Below are 22,667 nucleotides of genomic sequence, written 5' to 3'. Positions count from 1 at the left end.
TTACTAGTTTATAGTTTGATCTTCTACAAAAGTATTGCTTTTTATGGATTTATTCTTTCTAAATTTTTGAAATTCTTCTAAATCGTATACTGGACATGCCCCTATATGATTAGTTATAAATGCACCTAAAACTATTGCCTCTTTAATGGAGTCTAAAATTGAAAAGCCTTGAGCTCGTTTAGCTAAAAATCCCGCCAGAAATGAATCTCCACTTCCAACAGTATCTTTAATTTCTACTTGTATTGCTTCTGAATATATATATTGATATTGATCACAATAAACAGCTCCTTTACTTCCTTTAGTTACAATTAATCCATCTAAAGAAAAGTTTTTACGAACATATTTAACTGCCTCTTCTTCTGAGGTGTATTCTTTTCCCAACCATTCTAAAAGAAGCCTTAGTTCAGCTTTGTTCATCTTAACTAAATCGGCTTTTTTCATAAATTCGATAATAGATTCCTGTGATATGTAAGGTGGTCGAAGATTGATATCAAAAACTTTATATGGTGCCACTTCGATTAATCTTAATAATGTGCTTTTAGACAAATTATTCCTACTTCCCAAACTTCCAAAAACAAATCCTTGTGAATTCTTCACTAAATTTTCATATTCATCTTTCCATTCTATAAAATCCCAAGCTACCGGCTCTACAATGGTATAATGAGCTTCGTTATTCTTATCTATTTCTGCTATTACTGTACCAGTATCATATTTATCGGTTATCTGGCATTCATCAATAGGAATCGATGATTCTTTTACTTTAGTAAGCAATTCTCTGCCTAATTCATCATTTCCTACACAACTAATCATTCTTCCATCAATACCCATTTTATTAAGATGATAAGCAACATTAAATGGAGCTCCTCCTATTTTCTTTCCTGAGGGGAATATATCCCATAATATTTCTCCAAAACAAATGATTGGCTTCGTATTCATATTATTTTTCATTATATCTCTTATTTTAAGAAGATTGTTTTATTATTAATTTGGAATTGTACACTCTCGGTTTAAATTTTAAATTTTTATCTTCAATCATTCCGGTAATTATTTCCACGGCTTCTTTTGATATTTCATATAAAGGTTGTTTAATATGGGTTACCGGTACTTTAAAGATATCAAAGGCTTCTGATTCATCAAATGTAATTAGAGCTAACTCTTCCGGAATTTTAATGTTTAATACCATTAATTTTCTAAGCCCTGCCAATGCTAATTTATTTGTTGCAAAAAATAATGCATCAATTTTATCTTCGTTTGAAAGTAATTCATCTATTGCATTGGGAACTTCTACATCTATATTTGTTTCATTAATGTATTTTATATTTTCTGATTTATTAATTAACCCTTTATCCAAAACAGCTCTTTTATAACCATTTACTCTTTCATTTAAATGAATCAATTCTGTTTTAAATGTTAATAAGCCAATATTCTTTTTTCCTCTTTTTATTAAATGCTCTGTGGCTTGATAGGCAGCCCCATAATTGTTAGTGGTAATTACCGGTAAATCCATATTATTAAAATATCGATCAATTATAACTACCGGCGCTTTAGTTTTAGCTAAATCCAATATATACTTTTCCGATCCTTCTACAGGAAGAATTATAAAACCATCAACCTGTCTATTAAGAAAAATATCAATTAGCTGATGTAATTTTTCTGCGTTCTCATCTGAGCTTCCAATCAGTATCACATATCCTTTGATGCTTATCTCATCTTCAATAATCCTTGCTATTTGAGAAGCAAAGGGATTCGCGATATCTGCTACCAAAAGGGCAATAGTATTGGTTTTTTTTGCTTTTAGACTTCTAGCTATACTATTGGGTCGATAATTAAGTTCTTTAGCTGCGTTTTTTATTTTTTCTGCTGTTAGTTTACTTATTCTATTGGTATGACGATCATTCAATACATAAGAAACCAATGCGGTAGAAACTCCGGCTTTTAAAGCAACATCTTTGATTGACACTCTTTTCATAGCAGCTTTATTTTATAACTTAGTCTATCAGCCCTAATTCTTTTTCAATTTGTTCTAAAGATTTTCCTTTAGTTTCCGGAATCCAAATTTTAACAAAAATAAATGCTATTACAGTAAATACCCCAAAAATTCCAAATAAAGCACTATCACCTAAATTTGCTCGAATTATGGGCGCAAAATATACCGTTAAAAATGTACATCCCCAGCTTACCGCGGTCGAAAAAGACATGGCTAAACCTTTAATTCTATTAGGATAAATCTCTGATATGATTACCCACATAACCGGAGCAAATGAAGCTGCGAAAAAGGATATATAACCTAGTAATGCTATTAAAACTCCCATACTATTTTTTTCAACCTGTAAGAATGCATATGTCAAATATCCTAGAGAAATTGCCATACCAAAAGCGCCCCACAATAAAAGGGTTTTACGTCCTTTAGAATCCACTAATTTCAATGCAACTATGGTCATCAATACGTTTACAATCCCTACTATCATGGATTGTAATAGTGCTGTATCTCCGCCTACCCCTGCTGAACGAAAAATATCCGGAGCAAATATCAACACTGCATTTATACCGGTTATCTGTTGAAAAGCTGCTATAAGAGTTCCTATTGCAACTATTTTGCCAGTTTTTCCTGTAAATAATTCTTTACTATTGGTTTTTTCTTTATTTTTTTCCGCATTTATGGACTTTTCCATTTCCGGCAATTCATTGTTAACGTAACTATCTCCTCCTATTTTGCTGAGAATTACTATGGCTTCTTCTTTTTTACCCTTGGCTAACAACCACCGTGGACTTTCAGGAAAAGAAAATAGTAAATATAATAAAAAAATGATCCCAAATATTGCAGGAACACCCAACATATATCTCCAACTATCAGGTCCTAAGTTAATCAGGAAATAATCAAAAACATAGGCTAAAAAAATACCTATAGTTATTGCAAATTGATTAAATGATACTAAAGTACCTCTTTTATGGGCAGGGGAAATTTCTGAAATATACATGGGGCCTACTACTGAGGTAGCACCTACAGCAAAACCGGAAAGAACTCTGAAAATAGTTAATCCTATAAAACTTGTAGCAAAGGCACAACCTAATGATGAAATTATATATAGGACTGCTGTTATGATCATAACATTCTTACGACCGTATTTTTCAGCGATACTACCTGTAAAAAAAGCTCCAATTAAACATCCGATCATTAAAAAACTGGCAACAGTACCTAAACCGCTATCGCTTAAGCTGAAGTCTTGCTTAATGAGATCATTAGCTCCTGCAATTCCTGCCATATTTAACCCGAATAAAAGGCCTCCGTTTATTGCAACAAAAGTAATCCAATAAAGATAATTTGTGTTCATATTACATTTTATATTTGTGGTTTGATGTCGTAAATTTATTACTATTTAATCGATTAAATAATTTTATTACAAATGAATTATATCATATCAAGGGGTTGCAAATCATTATAGTCTCTGAATTTGATTTTATGAGATTATGTATCAAATTGTTTTCAATTGATTCAAACATACATTTAAATAAATATTAAATGGTAAGAAATTTAAAATTAAATTTTCTTAAATTAGAAAAATTCTTTAAAATATAGAAAAGATTTTTTAGCTAGATAATTTTTATACGCCGTAACTACTAAAAACTTAAATCCAATTATAAGTTTTTAATTGGTTCTTATACCTTAACAAGCTATCAATTTTGGACCAAGCATTCCATTATCATTATATTATTAGGTAATAAAAGATTTTTATGCATATTCTAACTTTACTTTTACTCAAAAGTTTTAGCCATCCTTTAAATTTTGAAGTTTTTAAAGTTTTTTTATTAATTATAATAGTTTCTTTTACTTGGTTTTATTTTGTTTGTTTTCTTAGGCGGATATTTCTTAAACAATAAATTAATGGATGAATTATAAAACGAAGCTCTCTCAGCAGGAGATGAATTATACGATTTTGAATCAACTACTTTGGATGTCCATACTAAATTCTTTGTTATTGCATCATCAAAATCTATCTTGAACGAATAATCCACAATTCTCTTATTATTTTTTATGGGAATGTCAACATTGGTTCCCAACCCAAACCAACCACTGCCTCCTCCAATTCCAACATTGACAGAACTGTTTGTGGGCTGTGCAAGTTCATTATAAACCTCAACAGCAACAAAAACATCCGGATTATCTACATCTTTTATTAATCCCTTGGAGTGTAAAACAGCATCCAGGTTTTTAATAAAATTAGCACTGTCAATTTTATTATTTAATTTAATTTTATTATCTGCATAATAATTATACTTTTTAACTTTAGAAAAATTATATCCTGAATCATAATCTACGGAAAGATTATTGGTTTGACATGAAACCAACATAATTAAGAAAATGAAAAACAGCCCATGAGATTTCATAAAATATAATAATTTATATTCAACATAATTTACGTTAACAAATTTACTATTATTTTAATCAATACGTACGTACTTATTCAAAATAAGCATAATTTATGTGATTGTTATCAGGTTTACGTTATTTTATCTTAAAACTTTACTTCCTTGTTATAATTTTACACCTGTTAATTAATACTTCTTTATGACTGATACTTCCATTGAAATAAAATTTGTAAGTGAAGTAATTTCTGATATTGCTATAAGCCTTATCATGAATGGTGCAAATACTTCGCGAACATTAAAAAACACTCAAAGAATAGCCGGAGCACTCGGCTATGAAGCAGATTTATTTTTTTCACTATCGGGCATTGTGTTAAGTGTGAGAGATAAAAAAACTCATGAAATGCACACTATTGTTCGTGCTATTCCTCATATAGGAGTTAATTTTGAAATTGTTTCCGAGATAAGTATTTTATCGTGGCAGGTTATCCACGAACATATGAATGTAAATTCTGTAAATAGACAATTTAATTCTATAAAAAAAATTAATCATTATCCGAAACCTGCCATCTGGATTTTTGTCGGTCTTGCAGGAGCCAGTTTATGTCGAATACTCAATGGAAGTTGGCTTGAGTTTTTTATTACTTTCCTTGCAACGGTATTAGGAATACTTGTCAGACAATTTTTAACTCAAAAAAAATTCAACATTTTTATAATTTTTACAATTGCTTCTTTTACGGCCGTATCCGTGGTAAATATTTTTCGATTAATCACTGGACTTGAACTTAAAAGTGCTTTTGCTGCCAGCGTTTTATTTTTAATACCGGGAGTTCCTTTAATCAATTCATTTATAGATATTTTAGAAGGATATGTTTCTCAGGGTATTGCAAGGGGAATACATGGGTCGATGTTAATTTTTGTTATCGCTATGGGTCTTTTTTTATCATTATTTTTATTTGGATATGGATTTAATTAATTTTTTTACAGTTTGTGAACATGTCACTATTTGGGAGAAAATATTTTGGTCTATGTGGGTATCAATAGGCTTCGCAGTTATTTTTAGAACCCCTTATCGTTCTATGTGGGTGGTGGCTCTGTTAGGAGGATTGGGTTTCAGCTGCCGCGCCCTTTTATTACGTTATTGTGAAAATCAGATTGTATTTTCAAGTTTTGCTGCTGCGAGCTTAGTGGGTATATCCGGAGTATATTTTGCTCATAAAGTGCACACCCCTCCCATTGTGTTTACTATTCCTGCTGTTATTAACATAATTCCCGGTAAAATGGGATACGAATTTATGATTTCTCTAATTGAAGTTATGATCTTAAAAGAAGGAGAACCTCTACAGTTTAACTATTTAGTTGAAATGCTTGAAAAAGCTACTCGTACCGGATTTACTTTACTATCACTTGCTTTTGGAGTTGTTTTTCCTTTATTAATTTTTAAAACCAGATCTGTAAAACAAACAAATCTTAATCTATTATTATTTAAGAAATGGGTTCATATTAAAAAGAAAAACGAATAAAAGAAGCTTTTCGACAAATTAAATAATTTCTATGTTGTTAATTTTTAATTAATTTCATCATGATCGACTTATAATAATTAGGAAAAATTGAAAGAATATTGTTTAATGGTTTAATTTACGGGTACACCATTTTCTTATAGTCATTTCAAATTTATATTATTTAAATTAAAAAAAACAATCGTGTAATTTTATACGATTGTTTTTTTTAATTTTTTAATATTCCTCCCTTTATTTTTTAATTGTATTTTTAGTAAAGATCATTTCAATTAATTTCGAAGGGTTCATTATAAGTTGTATAAATTTAAGTTTTGTTAAAAACATACATATAAATGTAATAATTATAGCAGCTATAATATCAACTATAATACTTATATGGTTAAAATGTTTAGTGATAACACCCCAATATAACGGATATACAATTAAAATATGCAATAAAAGTATTCCCAAGCTGGCAGATCCAAATTTATAGAACGTATCCGGTATAATATTATAAAATGCTGCTGAGCTTATAACAGCAAATATAATAAATATCAATCTTTGAATTAATCCATCGGTAATGGTTGGAAATACACTATAGGAATAACCTCCAAACGTAGTAAATGCATGATAACTTGTTCCATATAAACATACCCAAATACCAAAAATCACAAAAAAAGCTATGGAGTATATTTTTTTAACATTTTTTATTCTATACCATATATCCTGTGGAGCATAATATCCTACGAAAAAATGTGGAATAAAGACCAATACTCTCAATGCCGAAACATAATCGGGATGCAACATTGGGTCAATCTTTATGAACCCGACTGCTAAAGAAATTATAATTGAAATTATAAAGCTGACCGATGCAGGAATATTATACTTTCTTATTAGTACTATAAGATATCTCCACGCTAATAATCCCATGATATACCATAGGGGGCCTATTGGTAACAGAATGTATCTTATTATATTAAAATGTCCGGACAACATGGAGGGGATTGAATAGATAAGCTGGAACAAATAATAAACTAAAATAAAGCCTAAGAAAAATTTTTTATACTTATCCCACGTTAAATTTTTAGAAAAATAACCGGAAATAATAATAAATAAGGGTATCGTATAGATTGATGAAAAAATGTAAATTGACAGTTTAATTTTTGATGTAAATAAGTCATATTCACAGGTATGCGCTAATACAACAAAAAATATTAAAATGAACTTAGCGGAATCTAAAGATTTATTCCTTTCCATAAAAAAAATTAATTAATGATAAAACTATTTATATATTAAAATATATGAACTACTTATAAAATATATATCGTTGTTTTTTTATATAAACCTTTATACTATATATAATAGTTATAAAACTTCATCAGGCCCATATAAATATAAACAAAATACTATCTCATTTACTAAATATATTTAAATTTCAATCAACTTCTATTTTTAAAAGTTGCTCAAATATACATATAAAATGTTAATGCAATTCATGTTATAATTATGTGTTAAAGATAATGAATAGTTCAATTTATGTTAAAAAAACATATATTTTTACTTATAATATATAACTAACTATAGTATGATTTTTTTTTATTTTTATATAAGATCAGTATTATTTCTTGTTTATTTTTTTTATTTCTTTTTTCTTGAACTCCTGTCTTTTCCCAAAAAATACGGTGGCAACAAAGTATTGGCGGAAAACAAGGTGATTATCTTTTTGATATGACATCAACTCCGGATCATGGTTTTTTGTTAGCAGTCAGTTCTTTATCACACTTATCAGAACTTTCAGATCCTCATTTTTGAAAATAAAAATTCAGGTTTAGATTATTTCCTTTGGAAAATGAACCTTCCCGGGATATTGGAATGGCAAAAAAAATTAGGAGGAGAACGCTTGGGTTATCTATACAGCATTAATCTGACTCGTGATGGAGGATATATTTTAGGAGGCAGCTCTTATTCTTCATTTTTTAGAGATAAAAAAGATTTATGTCGTGGAGAGGATGATTATTGGATCATAAAATTGAACGCTGCCGGTAATGAAGGATAGCAAAAAACATAAGCTAATGACGGACTTTTAGAAATCGAAACATGGACCGACGATATGGGGACATGGTCTTGGACACCTGAGAAGAATGGCGGAGGCTATTGGCGAGGGTTAACGGTACCAACTATGATATGGATTATGGCAGAAACCAAATTAATTATACCGACCTTGACCCTGTTGAAGTGGTGGGAAATAATTCTTCTTTACCGGATTGTATATCCGGGGCATACAACCATGCAGTAACAAGTGATCAATATGGAAGATATAGTCCTTATAAGCCGGATGCATTTAGCTTCAGTATTGGAATTGCGGGAGCCAACGGCGATGCGGCTTTAGTTGTGGGAACAGGAGGCCGCCTGAGAATAAAACCGAATATACTGGGAGTAAAACCGAAGCTCAATTTGCTTTTCATGATAACTATGGGGATAATGAAGGTGTTTTGGCAGGGCTTGCTGGAACGAATGTTAGCTGGGGAGGATCCTTTTTGGTGGGAGATATGTATTCAACGTCTGCAAAAAATGTAGGTGGAAAACTTAAATTTGATCCAATGGAGTACGAACTATTGGAATAAATATCGGATTGGGGTTCGGAGCGGGTGTTGCTGTTTTTAAATCCGAAACTTTTAGATTAAGCAATGGTATTCGTCAATTAGGTAATTGGTTTAACAATAAATAAAAAGATAATGAAAAAGATAATTATTTCATTAACGAGAATTAGTTTATTGAGTTATTGTTTTAAAATTGATTGTAAAGAAAACGATAAATCGGACAAAAAATTGGATGTATTATGATCTTAGAGAAAAAGCCCTCCACAAGTCAAGCTTATTTAGATTTATATGGAGTGGATATGAATACGCGAAAACCCTGTCATTGTAAAGATAACGGGCATTGGTGGTTAACATTTAGGGATGATATGTCTGTGGGGGATACATTAATTAAACGAAAAGGGGAATTAGTCTTTTATATTCATAAAAAAGCTACTATTCTAAGCTTTCCTTGGAGATGTGAGGGTAAAGTGTATCAATAAATTTTATTGCTTCTATTTTAAGAAGGTGTGTTACTGTTTTTTGCTGATCATGAAACTTTAAAATTTTAAATATAACAAAAAAATATCAGTGAATGTTTTATTGTTCAGAAAATCGAAAGTATTTTAAATAAAAAAAACCTCATAATTCCTTATGAGGGGAGTATAATTTTGTAGCGAGGAGCAGACTTGAACTGCCGACCTTTGGGTTATGAATCCAACGCTCTAACCACCTGAGCTACCTCGCCAATTAATTGGAGGTGCAAATATAACGGGATTTCATTAATTTACAAAATTATTTATTCTTAAAGAGCAGATTTTTAACTTTCTGCTCTAGGTAAAAATATTTCTGCCAACATGCATCGTACACTTCCTCCACCGTATTTTTCAATGGTGGGAATATCAAATACCAATATTTGACTGTATTTATTTATTGCATTTATTTGACCTGCGTTCAATGATTGATAGGCCGTATGGGACATTACTAAAAATCTTTCTTTTTTATCGTTTTCCAATTGTAATGTATTTCCTAAAAAATGATTCATTTGTTCTTCTGAAATACTAATTACCTCCTTTTTTGTTGTTTGTAAAAAGTCTATTACCAGTTTCCTTTCTTTAGCATCTTGAATAGATTCTTTACATAGTATGGCAAAATCTTCCGTAACGCTCATCATCACATTGGTATGATACACCGGATATCTTTTACCCTCTTTCTCTTGGGTAGAATGGAAAACTACGGGCGAAAATTCCAAATCTTCACAAAACTCTATAAAAAGTTCTTCATGGGTTCTCTCTGAAATGGCAGCGTAGGCTATTTCATGGGTACGATCCAATACCATGCTTCCGGTGCCTTCTAAAAAAATTTCTTCTTCTTCTGCCTTGCTGTAATCTATTATTTCGTTAATGATAAATCCTTCCTGCTCTATAATATCCAAGATATCTTCCCTTCTTTCCGCTCTTCTATTTTTAGCATACATAGGATAGAGCACAACTTTTCCGTCTGAATGGAAAGAAATCCAGTTATTTGGAAATATGGAATCTGGTTTATGCGGTTGTTCTGTATCTTTAACAACTAATACATTAATTCCGAATTTTCTAAGTTTTTCAACCATATTTCTGAATTCTTCCAATGCTTTTTCTTGTATTGATTCTAAGGAAACTGAATCGTTTTGTTGGAAGAAATTATTTGTTGCGGTTTGTTGATTAAACCCAAATGCTACGGGTTCTATCATCAATACAGTATTTGTTATTTGAATATTACTCATCAGTACGTATTAAAGGTAAGGTGGAACATCTTAGAAGGCCTCCCATTTTTGATATTTCATAATAAGGAACCTTTTCTACTTTTATATTCCATTCGTTTTCTAGAAAATTATTAAGCCTTTCGAATCTATTTTCCGAAATAACCACTTCCGGTGAGATGGAAAATACATTTGTATTCATGTAATACAATTCTTCATCAGTTACTTCAAAGACATTATTTGTGCCAAAAAAATCAAGTAAGAAATGATAATCTTTTTCATTTGTGAAACCTCCTTTGTACAAAATAGCTTTATTGTTTCCTACCGGCATAAAGGTGCAATCCAGATGTAAAATTCCATTTCGAGGGTTTTTATCATCTTTTTTCAAAGGTAAATTTATAAAGGTTTTATTCGGATATAATTCTTTTAAGTAATCAATGGCATAGGGATTGGTTCTTGCTGTTTTAATACTTGTAAAATCTTTTCCTTCATAAGCCCCGCAAAAAACTACTTCATTATGAGGTATGATATCGCCTCCTTCAACCTTTGCTTTTTTAGGTAGATTGTAAATATTTTGAAAGTATATGGATTTTACTATTTCTTTATATGCATACAGCTCTTCTGCTCGATCTGCTATCATATTGGAAATAATGATATTATCTTCTATAACAAAGGCTACATCTCTTGCAAATACCTGATTGTAATCTTTTAAAATTTGGGGAGATAAAACCGTAACATCATATTTCTGAAGGACTTTTTTAAATTCTTTCATTTCATGAATTACGTCTTCTTCAACCGGGTAAGTATGATTTTTTACATTTTCATAAGACTTTGCATCATACGTTTCATCTAATTCCGGTGTTTTTCCCATGGAACAAGGTTGACCAAGAACAACAACTTTCAGCTTGGATGTTTCATTTTGTATATTAAGCTGCATAATATTTCATCTAGTTAATTGTTTTAAAAAAATCAAAGGTAATTCAAAATTATTTAAAATTTATTTTTAATATATTTTCCTTTATCTTAACAGAGTTTATTCTTCTTAATTAGATTTCGTAGCTCCAAAAATTTTTTCATATTGCTTAATAATAATTTCTTTTGAAAATCTGTTTTTTATGGATTTATTTATACGATTTTCATCATGTTTCTGGTTTAGGGTTATTTTTATCTGCTCTGCAAAATTTTTATGATCTTCAATGGATAAAATCTTTCCATTGACATTTTCTTCAATTATTTCATTTATCCCTCCTTTACAATTATTTGCTAGAGAAAATGTGCCGGTAGCTCCGGCTTCCAACAATACATTTGGAAATCCTTCATACCGGGAAGAGAGGATAAATAAATCTGCATTTTTTAAATAGGGATAGGGATTAGTAATTTTACCTAAAAATTTAACATTTTCTATTAGTAATGTTTCTTTTAATTCTACCAGTTTTTCTTTATCATCCCCCTCTCCTATTATATACAAAAATATATTTTCACCTTTAAGATGTGAAAAAACTTTTAAAAGATTATCAAAGCCTTTTCGATAGGAAAGGTTACCTATAGCAAGTACATTTTTATAACCTTCGGAAAAGGGATAAATCATTGTTTCAAGTGATTTTTTTTCTATTACCTCTACATCCACTGGATTATTGATTTTTGTAATTTTATTTTCTCGTATTTTCAGGTTATTTATGAGATCATTTTTCATGTCGTCACTCTGCGCTATGATAGTATGAAAATTGTTGTAAAATCTATAAAAAAACTTGATTTCCGGGCGAGTTACATGTTGTGACACTATATTAGTTTCTCTGGCAATAAAATGAACTTTCGGAAAAAAGGGAATTATGGGTGCTAAATAGGCTGAAATTTCACCCCAACCACCAAAAACAATATCCGGCTTTAAAGTTCTTATTACATTAAGAATAGGAAAAAATGCATTTCGTATTCGTGGGGTTTTTATATCTATAATTTCAATGTTTTTATCCAAAAGCTCAAGATAATAACCTTCTCTTCGCATGAGAAGAAGCTTGGGCGTAAATTTTTTTTTATCTAAATAATTTATAAGCAAAGTAATTATTCTTTCTGCCCCGCCCATGTTTAAATCCGGAAGTATAAATAGTATGGTTTTCATTTACACTTTATTGCTAATATATCCTTCAGTTGCGTTTTCATTGGGCCATACTTGGGCTACATTTCCAATTGCAATGGAATTATCGGGAATATCTTCTGTAACATATGCGTTGGGTGCGATCAATACATTATTTCCTATTCTTATGTTACCAACAATTACCGCATTTGTACCGATCCATACTTCATTCCCTATAACAGGTACCCCCGCTTTTTTTCCTCTATTTGTTTTTCCTATGGTAACACCCGGTGCGATATTACAGTTTCTACCTATTTTTACTTCCGGATTTATGATAACCGTTCCCCAATGCCCCAGGTAAAAACCTTCTCCTATTTGTGTTTCCGGGTATATCTGAAACCCGTATTTAGTTTGGTAATGGTATAAAATTGCTCGATACAGTAAGCCTAAAAATGATTTTTTTTTGTGTATGGAAGCTTTTCTTAAAAAATATATATATCGAAAATTAGGATTCATTAGGGATTTTCCAAAAAATTTTCCCGGCCATTTTCCATATATTCTGTAATAATCTTTTTGTATCTGGGAATTGGACATTTTATAAATGGTCTAAAATAGTTGTTAATCTGGAAACTGCATTTTCTAATGTAAATGGCAATTCTTTCTCATTCATTTCTTGCTTATATTTTTGGGCAATTTCAGGTTGAGTTAAAAATTCCTTCATTCCTTTATAAATCCCTTCTTCAGAATTCTCAACGATTTTTCCTAATTTTCCATCTTGCAATATTTCTCTGACAGCGGAAACATCTGTTGCTATTATGGGTTTTTTCAAGGTTAAGGCTTCAAATAATACGGTTGGATAACCTTCATATCTCGATGATAAAATAAAGTAATCGGCATTTTTAAAAAAAGGATACGGATTTTCTTGATAGCCTACCATTTTTACTGTATCATCTAGCTTTAAAGATTTAATAAGTGCTTGGATATTTTTAAAGTCATACCCGTCTCCTACTATATAAATTTTATGTTTATACCCTTCCTGCAAAAGTTTTTTATGCATTTTAATGAGCCGGTCAAAGCCTTTCTGGGGAAAAACGGTTCCAACTGCAACAAAAATTTTTTCATCCTTTACTTTAGTAAAAGTAAAATCAATATCTTCCTCTGATTTATTTACTATTTCTTGGGAATCTATCGGATTATAAATTCTAATTAGTTTTTCTTTTTCATCTTTTGTAGAGGCTAATTTTTCAAATCCGGATTTTATTTTATCAGATATTACCCATATTTTATCTGCTTTAAAAAAATCCTTTATTCTAGCCGGTGTATAATCTGATATGCTGAATAAATCGTTATGTACCCAAACTACCTTTTTTGATGTTTTTAACGGACTTTTTAATACTTCTTCCAACAATCTATGATTGGCAATAAGCTCTATATCATAATCTCGTTTTTTTAATATAAATTTATATAATATGATAGGAAAAAATTTCAATAGTTCTTCATATAACCTTCTATAAGCTTTTACAGGTATTTCCCAGGGTTTGTTGGTAGTTATCATTTCTCCTTTATGAAGATGATATATAGTAACCCAAGAGGGAACCTCTTTTAAATATTTTCCTGATTTAAGATTTAACAACAAGTCTACTTCATATTTATTTTTGGGTAAATTTTTTAAAAAGGTTATTAAGACTTTTTCGGCACCTCCATGACGTAAGGATCCTATTCGAATAAGTATTTTCTTTTTCTTCATCTTAGATAAGAAATTTTTTTTATAAAAGTTTTTTTCAAGTAATAGCTAGATAATATATGAAAATATTAGTATTGAAATTTTAAAATTATTTATTTTTATTTTTTTCCAAATTAACCTAATCATATTCCTACCGAAAAACTTGATAAGATATTTAGTTTGAAATTTACATGGCCATAAACTTGTAAATATCATAGAAAGATACAAAAAGCACTTAAAATCTCAATATGATATAATAATTTTATTGTCTATTACTGATCTAAGTTATCTAACTAAAAGTAATTCCCATTTGGTAAGAATGTTATCTTTTTTCCACTTTTTAGATTCATCATAGGAAGATTTATTTATTTTTTTTAACAAAGCTTCATTATTTATTAATAATTGAAGTTTATTGGTAAAATCTTCTTTATCATGATGCTTTATAAGAAAACCGTTATTCTCATTAACAATATGTGACGGACCGAATTCACAGTTATAAGAGACTAATACATTACTGCAGAACATAGATTCTACTAATACCAATCCAAAAGCCTCAGTTTCCGATGCTAATACCAATATTTTACTTTTTTTCATATAGTCACAAACTTCTTCTTTTGTTTTATTTCCTTCAATTTCTATATTGCTATGGGGGTTTTCTTGTATATAATTTTCTAAATAATTTTTTTCCGGTCCATCTCCTATTATCTTTAATTTCCAGCTTTCTTTATTTTTTAAATTTGAATATATTTCCACAATTTCCCTTATGTTTTTTTCAGGGTGAAGCCTCCCCACAAATAAAATCGTATTTTCTTTATCTTCACAACTTATAAAGGGCATGCTCTCAAAGGGATCTCCTATTATGTTGTAAATTAAAAAACTATTAGGATTTATTTTTTTATAATGTTCTTCTGATTCTTTATTTATATAAATGATTCCTTTTAAATATTTGTAATAAGGACGCATAATCGTATACCAAAAAAAACCTCCCATCTTGTAATTTATATGTTCCCATGTCCACGTTTTCTTATTTATTCCTTTCATTGTGGATAACATGCTGGAAAGAGTATATCTGCAAGAAATTAGAGTGTCATAATTCTGATGGTTTTTTTTTAACCATTTTTTTAACAGGCAATATACTCCGTATTGGTAAATATAATTTTTGATGTTTTGTTTCTTTGGCAACCATGAAAAGTATTGGTTTATGAATACCATTGAACGATATGATTTTGTATTTCCAAAGGAATTCAATACTACTGTTTTAATTTTGGAATTTAAATCATATATGAATTCTTCATTACCATCCAAACATAAGACAGTTATATCAAATTGAGTACATAATTCATTCATCAAATTAGTTAAAACTGTTTGTACTCCTCCTGATTTACCAAGCGAATAGGTAATAAACAATAATTTTTTCATACTTTATTTTATTAACTATGTTTATTTTTTAAATAATATGCATAGCTAAATGGTAATGTAAATACACTCATAAGTTTTATTATTGGATTTTTTATACTTGATATATTCGAAGCTAAAGATTTTTTATTTAAAAAAGAATAAAATTGAAAACCTATTAAATTCCTCAGTAATGTTTTAGGATAAGAAAATAATTGATAACTATAATTGTTTAGCATTGCTTTATACCCTTCTCTTAATCCAAATATATTTTTACCCTTCCAACGGGTATTTGAAACTGATGCTGAATCGTCATCATCTTTATGATAAATACGTATTACTTTATTGATAAATTTAGTTTTTAAACCAAGCGAATCGTACGTTGTAAAAAAAACATTTTGGGGAATATATCCTTTATTTTCATAAATTGAATAATCAAATTTATCCAATTCTCTAAGATAACTTTTTGTTATAAAAATGCCATTTTTATCTCCCTTTACTTGGTATTTATATCGCATTTCTAAAATAGAGCCGGTAAATCCGTTACCCGGAAATAAATTTCCTATTAAATTTCCTTCCGTATCTGCTGAATGACCAATTACACCGATATATTGATCTTGATTTTTAATTTTTGACACTTCTTGATATAAAATTTCAAATGAATCTTCCGGCCAACTGTCATCTGAATCAATAATTACAAAATAGGGTGTTTTTACTTTTTTAATTCCTTCAAATACAGTAATAAATTTATGTCTATTTTTACCTTTATAATATTCAATTGGGATAATATTTTCATTTTTATATCTATGTACCAATTGGCTTGTTGAATCCGTAGAACCGTCATCCATTATAATCCACCTAAATCTTTTAAATGATTGTTTTTGAAGTGATTCATAAACTCTATTTAGTGTATGAGCTCTATTATAAGTTGGTGTTATTACGGTTATTACGTAATTTTTTTCCATTAATTGATTTTTTATTTTGTAAACAGCTTTTCTATTTCTTTATATATTGCAACAGGTGAGAAAATTTCTTTAAATTTTTTATTGTTTTCGACAAAGAACTTCCCTTTTTTCGGATCGGAAATCATAGTTTTCATTGCTTCATATAAGGCTTGTTCATTCTTGCTTGGTATGAATATACCGTTTTCTTGGTCAACCATCATTTCTCTTATTCCTCCTACATCTGTAGTTATTATGGGCTTTTCTAAAATGAGACTTTCTGCTATAACTAAAGGATAGGCTTCTGATAATGAAGGAAGTATAAAGTAATCCGCCTCTTTGATCAAAGGATAGGGGTTTTTATATTCCCCCAAAAATATAAATGATTCTTCTATATTATATTCGATTACTTTTTTTACTAATTCTGCTTTATATTCTCCATTTCCAATAATATATATTTTATGATATATTCCATCATTTATCAGTTTTTTATGGGCATCTATTAAAAATTGATACCCTTTACCCGGTTTAATCCTTCCTACTGATATAAATGATTTTATTGAATCATTTTTGCTTGAACTGATTTCTATATTTATTTTTTGTTCGGATTTAGCTATTATATCATCAATATCTATTGGATTATAAATAATCTTAGCGTTTTTAACTATATTTTCATTAAAGCTTTTTGCACTTTCCATGGTTTGTTGTGAAACATATACCATGGTATTAAATTTTAAAAATTTTGCTATGAAATTTTTTTTATTTCCATTTATGGTTATATTTTTTATATCTCCATGCATCCATCCAATCTTTTTAGATTTTCTGTTAGGACTATTTAATACATCATCATAATTATAATGGAAAAAACCTATTTCAACTTGTTGATCATATAATTTTAGTTTTTTATATAATAATTGAGGAAATTTATTATAAAATTTTAATGTACCGGCTCTTATTATTAATTGAATTTTTTTAAGAAAAAAATTTTTATTCATAAACTCTTTTCCTTTTCCTATATATTGAACTGTAATGAATTTGGGTATATCCTTTAATAATTCTCCTTGATAAAGATTTAACAATAAGGTAATATCAAATTTATTCTTATCTAAATTATTTAAAATATTTAGTAAGACTTTTTGAACGCCTCCGGTTTCCATTGATCGGAGTCTAAAAAGAATTTTAATTTTCTTAATTTCTTTCATTAACTAGCAACGTAAATTCTAAACTACTTTATAAGATTTATTGATTATTATTTTTAATGTAATATCACAAATTTTATTTATAATTTCTAACCATAAATTTAAACTTTCTTTTTTTTATATTTTAATTTATTTTACTTAAACATTATTTTTAAAACATTACTATTTTAAATTTATTCGTCACTAGTAATTAAATTTTTAACTATTATCAACCGTATTAAATTTTAAAAAAATAAAAGTAATAATAAACTAATCTTTTTTTAGTTAATCTAAAAAATTTCCTAAATCTTTCTATTTTAGTTATTATTTACATAAATTATAGGTTTTTAATATATTTGCTATTATGAAATTTTCTAAAAAATACTTATTATTTTTTATTTTACTAGTAGGAAATTTATTTTACGGCGTAAATAGAGATTCAACTTTTATATCAATTCATGATTCTTTAAATAATAGACCTAAAGTTGGTTTAGTTCTAAGTGGCGGGGGCGCTAGAGGATTTGCTCATGTCGAAGTTATTGAAGCAATTGAAAAAGCAGGAATTAAAATTGATTACATCAGTGGAACAAGCATGGGTGCCATAGTTGGTTCATTATATGCAGCAGGATATTCTCCCGAAGAAATGAGGAATATTATTAAAAGTATTGATTTTAACGAGCTTTTTATACAAGATAGAAATCGAAATTTTATTCCTTTCTTCGATAAATCGTACAGGGAAAAATATATTTTAACATTGCCTATTTCCAATTTTAAAATGGTGTTTCCTTCGGCATTAAGTAATGGACAGGGTCCTCTAATGTTATTAACCCATTTATTGTATAATGTGCATGATATACATGACTATTCTAAACTTCCTATACCTTTCTTATGTATCGCAACTAATTTAGAAACCGGAGATGAGGAACAGTTGGAAAGTGGTTTTCTTCCTCTAAGTGTTTTGGCTAGTGGTGCTTATCCTTCACTTATTGAACCTGTTACAATTGATGATAAAATTTTAATCGATGGTGGAATTGTTAATAATTTTCCTTCCAGGGCCTTACGAGATAAAGGAATGGATATCATTATTGGAGTTGATTTGGGTAATGGTTTACAAAAGGCTGATGAAATAAACTCAATATTTAATATTATAAGTCAAATAATAAGCTATCGTATCAATATTAAAACTGATTTCGAAAGAAGTTATGTAGATTTATTAATTAAACCCGATTTAAAGAATTATGAGGTAACAGAATTTGATAAAAAAGATTCCATTTTATACAAAGGCAAATTAGCCGGTGAAAAAGCATTTCCTGAATTATTAAAAATTGCAAAATTACAAGGTTATACTAATATTAATAGACCAAGAATTAAAGAATTACCTTCAGAAAAAAATTTATTTATCACTAAACTTTCCATATTTGGGAATTCATCTAAGGATTCAATATATATAAAGAGAAAATTAGGTTTAAAATTACCTCAAAATACATCAATTACTAAGTTAGATAAAGGTATTTCGGCTTTATATTCCACAGGAAATTATAAAAGGGTTTATTATGAACTTACATCTGAAAACTTTGAAGAAAATCAACAGATAAACTTATTTTTAGATAAAAAAGTCAATAATTCAATCAAATTTGGTATTCATTATGATGATGTATATAAAACTTCTCTATTAACTAATATTACCCTCAACAAGCTTCTTCTAAATAATTCCAATTTATCTATAGATGTTATTTTTGGAAATAATTTCAGAACTAACGTTAATTATTTTATAGATAATGGAATGTTACCTAGTATAGGCTCTAATACTTCCTTTAATTCTTTTAATTTTAATTATACCGATTTAAAAAGAAGCGAATATTCATTTAACCATATTCGTTATTTCAATCAACAAATTTATTTACAATCAACTTTTAATGAAAAATTTGCAATGGGTACAGGTATAGAATATAGTTTTATGAGTATTTCTCCATTTTCATATGATCATAATAATGATTCACATCATAAAAGTTTCGTCAAAGATGAAAGCTTCTTTTATAATCCTTATTTTTATATAAAAGCAGATACCAGAAATAATCCTAACTTTCCATTTAAAGGTTTTAAATTAGATGCTTCTGCTAAATATATATTTTATTCCAATGCAAATGATTTTGAAAAATTTACAATAGTTAAAAGTCTGCTAAATTATTCAATTTCCATCGGACATAGATTAGCTTTAGAAAATCAACATTTTCTAGGGGTATCTTTTAATAATCCAACTTTACAATATAAATATTTCAATGGTGGATATTTTGAACAAGATTTCTTAAATTTCAGTAAATTTCTAGGATTACCATTCGCTTATAAATCCGGTAATCAACTTTTTTCTTTATACTCTTCTTTAAACTATAAAATCTTAAAAAATCATTATTTAAAAATTTACGCCAATATGGAAAATGTAGAAGATGAATTTAAAGATATTAGATACTTTAAATATAAATACTTTAGTTATGGATTTGGTTATGGATATGACAGTCCCTTCGGTCCTATTAACTTATTATATACATACTCTACAAATCAAAACAAAGGTATCTTTAGTGTTGGATTAGGTTATTGGTTTTAATATTTAAATTTTTAATTTTTAGTATCTGCATGCTCTTACCTAATCTTATTATGTAAAATTTATAGACACTTTTTACATCCATCTTTAAAATTGTTATACATTATATTTAATGTAAATTATTTAATAAAATTTAACAGAAATTAGAAATACTAATAATAATTTTATTATATAATTTCAAATTTAATATATTAATTTAGCTAAGTAGAAATTAATAAAAATGATAAATTATTTTTCAAAAAATGATTTTATTTTAAAAAATAAATTAAAAAGGAAAAAGTGGTTAAAAAATGTAATTGAACAAGAAGGATGTCGTTTAGGAGATGTCAATTATATTTTTTGTTCCGATGAACAATTATTAGAAATCAATATCCAATACTTAAATCATGATTTTTACACAGATATTATTACATTTGATTATAAAGAAAACCATTTAATATCTGGTGATATATTCATCTCAATTGATCGAGTAAGAGATAATGCAGTAATTAATTATGAAGAGTTTGATAAAGAATTGAATCGTGTTATGGTTCATGGTATTTTACATTTAATTGGATATAATGACAAATCAGATAAGGATGTAAAACTTATGAGAAAAATGGAAAATATATATATATCTTTATATAAAAATTATTAAAATTAATTATAAAAAATTTGTTTCACGTGAAACATCTACAAATATGATATTAGAAAAATACGATGTGATTGTAGTTGGTGGTGGACACGCAGGTTGTGAAGCTGCTGCCGCTGCTGCTAATTTAGGTTCCAAAACTCTTTTAATAACTATGAATCTACAAACTATTGGTCAAATGTCATGTAACCCTGCCATGGGGGGCATAGCAAAAGGACAAATTGTTAGAGAAATAGACGCATTGGGTGGTTTATCAGGAATAGTTACTGACAAAACTATGATCCAATTTAAAATGCTTAATTTATCAAAAGGACCTGCTATGTGGAGTCCTAGAGCACAATCTGATAGAATGAGATTTTCAGAAGAATGGAGATTACAACTAGAAAATATTAACAATCTCGATTTTTTTCAAGATATGGTTATAGGTTTATTAACAGATAATAATAAAATCATTGGCGTTGAAACTTATATGGGAGCTGTTATTCATTCTAAGTCTGTAATATTAACTAACGGAACATTTTTAAATGGATTAATTCATATTGGTAATAAGCAATTCGGAGGTGGGAGAATGGGTGAAAAAGCAGCCTATGGTATTACCGAAAATCTAGTTGAATTAGGTTTCGAAGCAGGAAGAATGAAAACCGGTACACCTCCAAGAGTAGATGGCAGAAGTATAAATTTTTATGAAATGGAAGAGCAAAAAGGAGATATTAACCCACAAAAATTTTCCTTTACAAATACACCTAAACTTATTCAACAAAGAAGCTGTTATATAACCTATACTAATATAAAAGTTCATGATGTATTACGTGAAGGGTTTGAAAGATCACCTTTATTTAATGGAACAATTAAAAGTACAGGTCCAAGATACTGTCCATCTATCGAAGATAAAATTAATAGATTTGCAGATAGAGAAAGACATCAAATATTTGCTGAACCGGAAGGTTGGCAAACAGTAGAATATTATATAAATGGATTTAGTACATCTTTACCGGATGATATTCAAATTAAGGCCTTACAACTTATTCCCGGATTTGAGAAAGCTAAATTATTCAGACCTGGATATGCTATAGAATATGATTACTTTCCTCCTACACAATTAAAAAATACTTTGGAAACAAAACATATTAACAATTTGTATTTTGCCGGACAAATAAATGGAACCACCGGTTATGAAGAAGCTGCAGCTCAAGGATTAATTGCCGGAATCAATGCTTCGCTTAAAATTAAAGATAGAGATCCTTTTATCTTAAAGAGAAATGAAGCATATATAGGTGTATTAATAGACGATTTAATTACAAAAGGTACAGAAGAACCCTACAGAATGTTTACTTCTCGCGCCGAATATAGGATGAGCTTAAGGCAAGATAATGCTGATGAAAGATTAACGCCATTAAGTTATTCTATTGGATTAGCTTCAAAAGAAAGAATGATAAATTTTGAAAAGAAAAGTAAACAGACCAATGATTGTATTAATTTTATAAAATCTACATCCATAAGAAAAGATGAAACTAATCTAATTTTAACTCAAAAAAATTCCGCACCAATTTCTCAATCTGTAAAAGCTGACAGTATTTTAGTAAGACCCAATATATATTTAAAAGATTTAGAAAAAGTTCCATCAATTAATAATTATATTAAATCAAATCATTTACCTAATGAAGTTCTTGAACAAGTAGAAATTAAGATTAAATATAAAGGTTATATTGATAAAGAACTTGAAAACGTTGAAAAATTAAATAGACTTGAAAATATTAAAATTCCTGTTAACTTTGATTATTGTAAATTAAATAGTATTTCAACTGAAGCTAAACAAAAACTAATAAAATTTAAACCGGAAACAATTGGTCAGGCCAGCAGAATTAGTGGAGTTTCTCCATCAGATGTTAATATTTTATTAATTTATATGGGTAGATAATTTAGTAATAATATACAGTTATAGATGTTC

The 22,667-nt window shown here is 28.6% G+C and carries 21 protein-coding genes and 1 tRNA gene; 8 read left to right on the top strand and 14 right to left on the bottom strand.

Annotated features, from left to right (window positions below; all coding sequences use genetic code 11):
- Nucleotides 1–3: 3 nt before the first annotated feature.
- The 4 genes from ASC36_RS05930 to ASC36_RS05915 form a co-directional block, all read right to left on the bottom strand.
- The gene (locus tag ASC36_RS05930) at nucleotides 4–948 is read right to left on the bottom strand and encodes a carbohydrate kinase family protein (RefSeq protein ID WP_055425573.1); all 945 of its coding nucleotides are present in this window, start codon (nucleotides 946–948) and stop codon (nucleotides 4–6) included.
- Nucleotides 949–961: 13 nt separating this feature from the next.
- Nucleotides 962–1,969, bottom strand: a complete 1,008-nt coding sequence (locus ASC36_RS05925; protein ID WP_055425572.1) for a LacI family DNA-binding transcriptional regulator — start codon at nucleotides 1,967–1,969, stop codon at nucleotides 962–964.
- A gap of 19 nt (nucleotides 1,970–1,988) precedes the next feature.
- The gene (locus ASC36_RS05920) at nucleotides 1,989–3,332 is read right to left on the bottom strand and encodes a sugar porter family MFS transporter (RefSeq protein WP_055425571.1); all 1,344 of its coding nucleotides are present in this window, start codon (nucleotides 3,330–3,332) and stop codon (nucleotides 1,989–1,991) included.
- A 475-nt stretch (nucleotides 3,333–3,807) separates the two neighbouring features.
- The gene (locus ASC36_RS05915) at nucleotides 3,808–4,386 is read right to left on the bottom strand and encodes a DUF4136 domain-containing protein (RefSeq protein ID WP_082435413.1); all 579 of its coding nucleotides are present in this window, start codon (nucleotides 4,384–4,386) and stop codon (nucleotides 3,808–3,810) included.
- A gap of 181 nt (nucleotides 4,387–4,567) precedes the next feature.
- Between ASC36_RS05915 and ASC36_RS05910 the strand changes: the two genes are divergently transcribed.
- The gene (locus ASC36_RS05910) at nucleotides 4,568–5,341 is read left to right on the top strand and encodes a threonine/serine exporter family protein (RefSeq protein ID WP_055425569.1); all 774 of its coding nucleotides are present in this window, start codon (nucleotides 4,568–4,570) and stop codon (nucleotides 5,339–5,341) included.
- A gap of 52 nt (nucleotides 5,342–5,393) precedes the next feature.
- Nucleotides 5,394–5,888, top strand: a complete 495-nt coding sequence (locus ASC36_RS05905; RefSeq protein WP_245630748.1) for a threonine/serine exporter family protein — start codon at nucleotides 5,394–5,396, stop codon at nucleotides 5,886–5,888.
- 228 nt (nucleotides 5,889–6,116) lie between these two features.
- Here the strand turns inward: ASC36_RS05905 and ASC36_RS05900 are convergent, their stop codons facing one another.
- The gene (locus ASC36_RS05900) at nucleotides 6,117–7,121 is read right to left on the bottom strand and encodes an acyltransferase family protein (protein ID WP_055425568.1); all 1,005 of its coding nucleotides are present in this window, start codon (nucleotides 7,119–7,121) and stop codon (nucleotides 6,117–6,119) included.
- Nucleotides 7,122–7,713: 592 nt separating this feature from the next.
- Between ASC36_RS05900 and ASC36_RS05895 the strand changes: the two genes are divergently transcribed.
- The 3 genes from ASC36_RS05895 (at nucleotide 7,714) to ASC36_RS05885 (ending at nucleotide 8,943) form a co-directional block, all read left to right on the top strand.
- Nucleotides 7,714–7,920 (top strand): hypothetical protein, encoded by a 207-nt coding sequence (locus tag ASC36_RS05895; RefSeq protein WP_055425567.1) that lies wholly within the window; start codon nucleotides 7,714–7,716, stop codon nucleotides 7,918–7,920.
- Between the two features lie 128 nt (nucleotides 7,921–8,048).
- On the top strand, nucleotides 8,049–8,441 hold the full coding sequence (locus ASC36_RS05890) for a hypothetical protein (RefSeq protein WP_055425566.1): 393 nt from the start codon (nucleotides 8,049–8,051) through the stop codon (nucleotides 8,439–8,441).
- 262 nt (nucleotides 8,442–8,703) lie between these two features.
- Entirely contained in the window at nucleotides 8,704–8,943 is a 240-nt protein-coding gene (locus ASC36_RS05885; protein WP_055425565.1) for a hypothetical protein, read from the top strand.
- A gap of 171 nt (nucleotides 8,944–9,114) precedes the next feature.
- Here ASC36_RS05885 and ASC36_RS05880 read toward each other — a convergent pair.
- From ASC36_RS05880 to ASC36_RS05840, 9 genes are all read right to left on the bottom strand, one after another.
- Nucleotides 9,115–9,188, bottom strand: a tRNA-Met gene (locus ASC36_RS05880).
- Between the two features lie 72 nt (nucleotides 9,189–9,260).
- Nucleotides 9,261–10,172 carry a citrulline utilization hydrolase CtlX gene (ctlX, locus tag ASC36_RS05875; RefSeq protein ID WP_245630747.1) on the bottom strand — a complete coding sequence of 304 codons (912 nt, stop codon included), beginning with the start codon at nucleotides 10,170–10,172 and terminating at the stop codon, nucleotides 9,261–9,263.
- A gap of 25 nt (nucleotides 10,173–10,197) precedes the next feature.
- Nucleotides 10,198–11,118 carry a dimethylarginine dimethylaminohydrolase family protein gene (locus tag ASC36_RS05870; protein ID WP_055425563.1) on the bottom strand — a complete coding sequence of 307 codons (921 nt, stop codon included), beginning with the start codon at nucleotides 11,116–11,118 and terminating at the stop codon, nucleotides 10,198–10,200.
- A gap of 105 nt (nucleotides 11,119–11,223) precedes the next feature.
- Complete coding sequence (locus tag ASC36_RS05865) at nucleotides 11,224–12,297, bottom strand: glycosyltransferase (protein ID WP_055425562.1); 1,074 nt, start codon at nucleotides 12,295–12,297, stop codon at nucleotides 11,224–11,226.
- Nucleotides 12,298–12,846 (bottom strand): serine acetyltransferase, encoded by a 549-nt coding sequence (locus tag ASC36_RS05860; RefSeq protein WP_055425561.1) that lies wholly within the window; start codon nucleotides 12,844–12,846, stop codon nucleotides 12,298–12,300.
- Nucleotide 12,847: 1 nt separating this feature from the next.
- Nucleotides 12,848–13,999, bottom strand: coding sequence for a glycosyltransferase (locus ASC36_RS05855; RefSeq protein WP_055425560.1), 1,152 nt, complete (start codon nucleotides 13,997–13,999; stop codon nucleotides 12,848–12,850).
- Nucleotides 14,000–14,260: 261 nt separating this feature from the next.
- Nucleotides 14,261–15,394 carry a glycosyltransferase gene (locus ASC36_RS05850; protein ID WP_055425559.1) on the bottom strand — a complete coding sequence of 378 codons (1,134 nt, stop codon included), beginning with the start codon at nucleotides 15,392–15,394 and terminating at the stop codon, nucleotides 14,261–14,263.
- Nucleotides 15,395–15,405: 11 nt separating this feature from the next.
- Nucleotides 15,406–16,335, bottom strand: coding sequence for a glycosyltransferase family A protein (locus ASC36_RS05845; RefSeq protein WP_055425558.1), 930 nt, complete (start codon nucleotides 16,333–16,335; stop codon nucleotides 15,406–15,408).
- 11 nt (nucleotides 16,336–16,346) lie between these two features.
- The gene (locus ASC36_RS05840; protein WP_055425557.1) at nucleotides 16,347–17,513 is read right to left on the bottom strand and encodes a glycosyltransferase; all 1,167 of its coding nucleotides are present in this window, start codon (nucleotides 17,511–17,513) and stop codon (nucleotides 16,347–16,349) included.
- Nucleotides 17,514–17,853: 340 nt separating this feature from the next.
- Between ASC36_RS05840 and ASC36_RS05835 the strand changes: the two genes are divergently transcribed.
- The 3 genes from ASC36_RS05835 (at nucleotide 17,854) to mnmG (ending at nucleotide 22,637) form a co-directional block, all read left to right on the top strand.
- Nucleotides 17,854–20,091 (top strand): patatin-like phospholipase family protein, encoded by a 2,238-nt coding sequence (locus tag ASC36_RS05835; RefSeq protein ID WP_055425556.1) that lies wholly within the window; start codon nucleotides 17,854–17,856, stop codon nucleotides 20,089–20,091.
- 217 nt (nucleotides 20,092–20,308) lie between these two features.
- Complete coding sequence (gene ybeY, locus ASC36_RS05830; protein WP_055425555.1) at nucleotides 20,309–20,725, top strand: rRNA maturation RNase YbeY; 417 nt, start codon at nucleotides 20,309–20,311, stop codon at nucleotides 20,723–20,725.
- Between the two features lie 43 nt (nucleotides 20,726–20,768).
- Nucleotides 20,769–22,637, top strand: a complete 1,869-nt coding sequence (mnmG, locus tag ASC36_RS05825; protein ID WP_055425554.1) for a tRNA uridine-5-carboxymethylaminomethyl(34) synthesis enzyme MnmG — start codon at nucleotides 20,769–20,771, stop codon at nucleotides 22,635–22,637.
- Nucleotides 22,638–22,667: the final 30 nt, after the last annotated feature.

This window comes from Apibacter mensalis (genome assembly GCF_001418685.1).
In the GTDB taxonomy this organism is placed as follows: Bacteria; Bacteroidota; Bacteroidia; order Flavobacteriales; family Weeksellaceae; genus Apibacter; species Apibacter mensalis.
This window is presented reverse-complemented; position numbering and strand designations above follow the sequence as displayed.

What these genes read in the sequence shown, in the direction of transcription:
- ASC36_RS05930 (WP_055425573.1), bottom strand. Translation starts at nt 948, where the DNA reads ATGAAAAATAATATGAATACGAAGCCAATCATTTGTTTTGGAGAAATA.
- ASC36_RS05925 (WP_055425572.1), bottom strand. Translation starts at nt 1,969, where the DNA reads ATGAAAAGAGTGTCAATCAAAGATGTTGCTTTAAAAGCCGGAGTTTCT.
- ASC36_RS05920 (WP_055425571.1), bottom strand. Translation starts at nt 3,332, where the DNA reads ATGAACACAAATTATCTTTATTGGATTACTTTTGTTGCAATAAACGGA.
- ASC36_RS05915 (WP_082435413.1), bottom strand. Translation starts at nt 4,386, where the DNA reads ATGAAATCTCATGGGCTGTTTTTCATTTTCTTAATTATGTTGGTTTCA.
- ASC36_RS05910 (WP_055425569.1), top strand. Translation starts at nt 4,568, where the DNA reads ATGACTGATACTTCCATTGAAATAAAATTTGTAAGTGAAGTAATTTCT.
- ASC36_RS05905 (WP_245630748.1), top strand. Translation starts at nt 5,394, where the DNA reads ATGTGGGTATCAATAGGCTTCGCAGTTATTTTTAGAACCCCTTATCGT.
- ASC36_RS05900 (WP_055425568.1), bottom strand. Translation starts at nt 7,121, where the DNA reads ATGGAAAGGAATAAATCTTTAGATTCCGCTAAGTTCATTTTAATATTT.
- ASC36_RS05895 (WP_055425567.1), top strand. Translation starts at nt 7,714, where the DNA reads ATGAACCTTCCCGGGATATTGGAATGGCAAAAAAAATTAGGAGGAGAA.
- ASC36_RS05890 (WP_055425566.1), top strand. Translation starts at nt 8,049, where the DNA reads ATGGATTATGGCAGAAACCAAATTAATTATACCGACCTTGACCCTGTT.
- ASC36_RS05885 (WP_055425565.1), top strand. Translation starts at nt 8,704, where the DNA reads ATGATCTTAGAGAAAAAGCCCTCCACAAGTCAAGCTTATTTAGATTTA.
- ctlX (WP_245630747.1), bottom strand. Translation starts at nt 10,172, where the DNA reads ATGATAGAACCCGTAGCATTTGGGTTTAATCAACAAACCGCAACAAAT.
- ASC36_RS05870 (WP_055425563.1), bottom strand. Translation starts at nt 11,118, where the DNA reads ATGCAGCTTAATATACAAAATGAAACATCCAAGCTGAAAGTTGTTGTT.
- ASC36_RS05865 (WP_055425562.1), bottom strand. Translation starts at nt 12,297, where the DNA reads ATGAAAACCATACTATTTATACTTCCGGATTTAAACATGGGCGGGGCA.
- ASC36_RS05860 (WP_055425561.1), bottom strand. Translation starts at nt 12,846, where the DNA reads ATGTCCAATTCCCAGATACAAAAAGATTATTACAGAATATATGGAAAA.
- ASC36_RS05855 (WP_055425560.1), bottom strand. Translation starts at nt 13,999, where the DNA reads ATGAAGAAAAAGAAAATACTTATTCGAATAGGATCCTTACGTCATGGA.
- ASC36_RS05850 (WP_055425559.1), bottom strand. Translation starts at nt 15,394, where the DNA reads ATGAAAAAATTATTGTTTATTACCTATTCGCTTGGTAAATCAGGAGGA.
- ASC36_RS05845 (WP_055425558.1), bottom strand. Translation starts at nt 16,335, where the DNA reads ATGGAAAAAAATTACGTAATAACCGTAATAACACCAACTTATAATAGA.
- ASC36_RS05840 (WP_055425557.1), bottom strand. Translation starts at nt 17,513, where the DNA reads ATGAAAGAAATTAAGAAAATTAAAATTCTTTTTAGACTCCGATCAATG.
- ASC36_RS05835 (WP_055425556.1), top strand. Translation starts at nt 17,854, where the DNA reads ATGAAATTTTCTAAAAAATACTTATTATTTTTTATTTTACTAGTAGGA.
- ybeY (WP_055425555.1), top strand. Translation starts at nt 20,309, where the DNA reads ATGATAAATTATTTTTCAAAAAATGATTTTATTTTAAAAAATAAATTA.
- mnmG (WP_055425554.1), top strand. Translation starts at nt 20,769, where the DNA reads ATGATATTAGAAAAATACGATGTGATTGTAGTTGGTGGTGGACACGCA.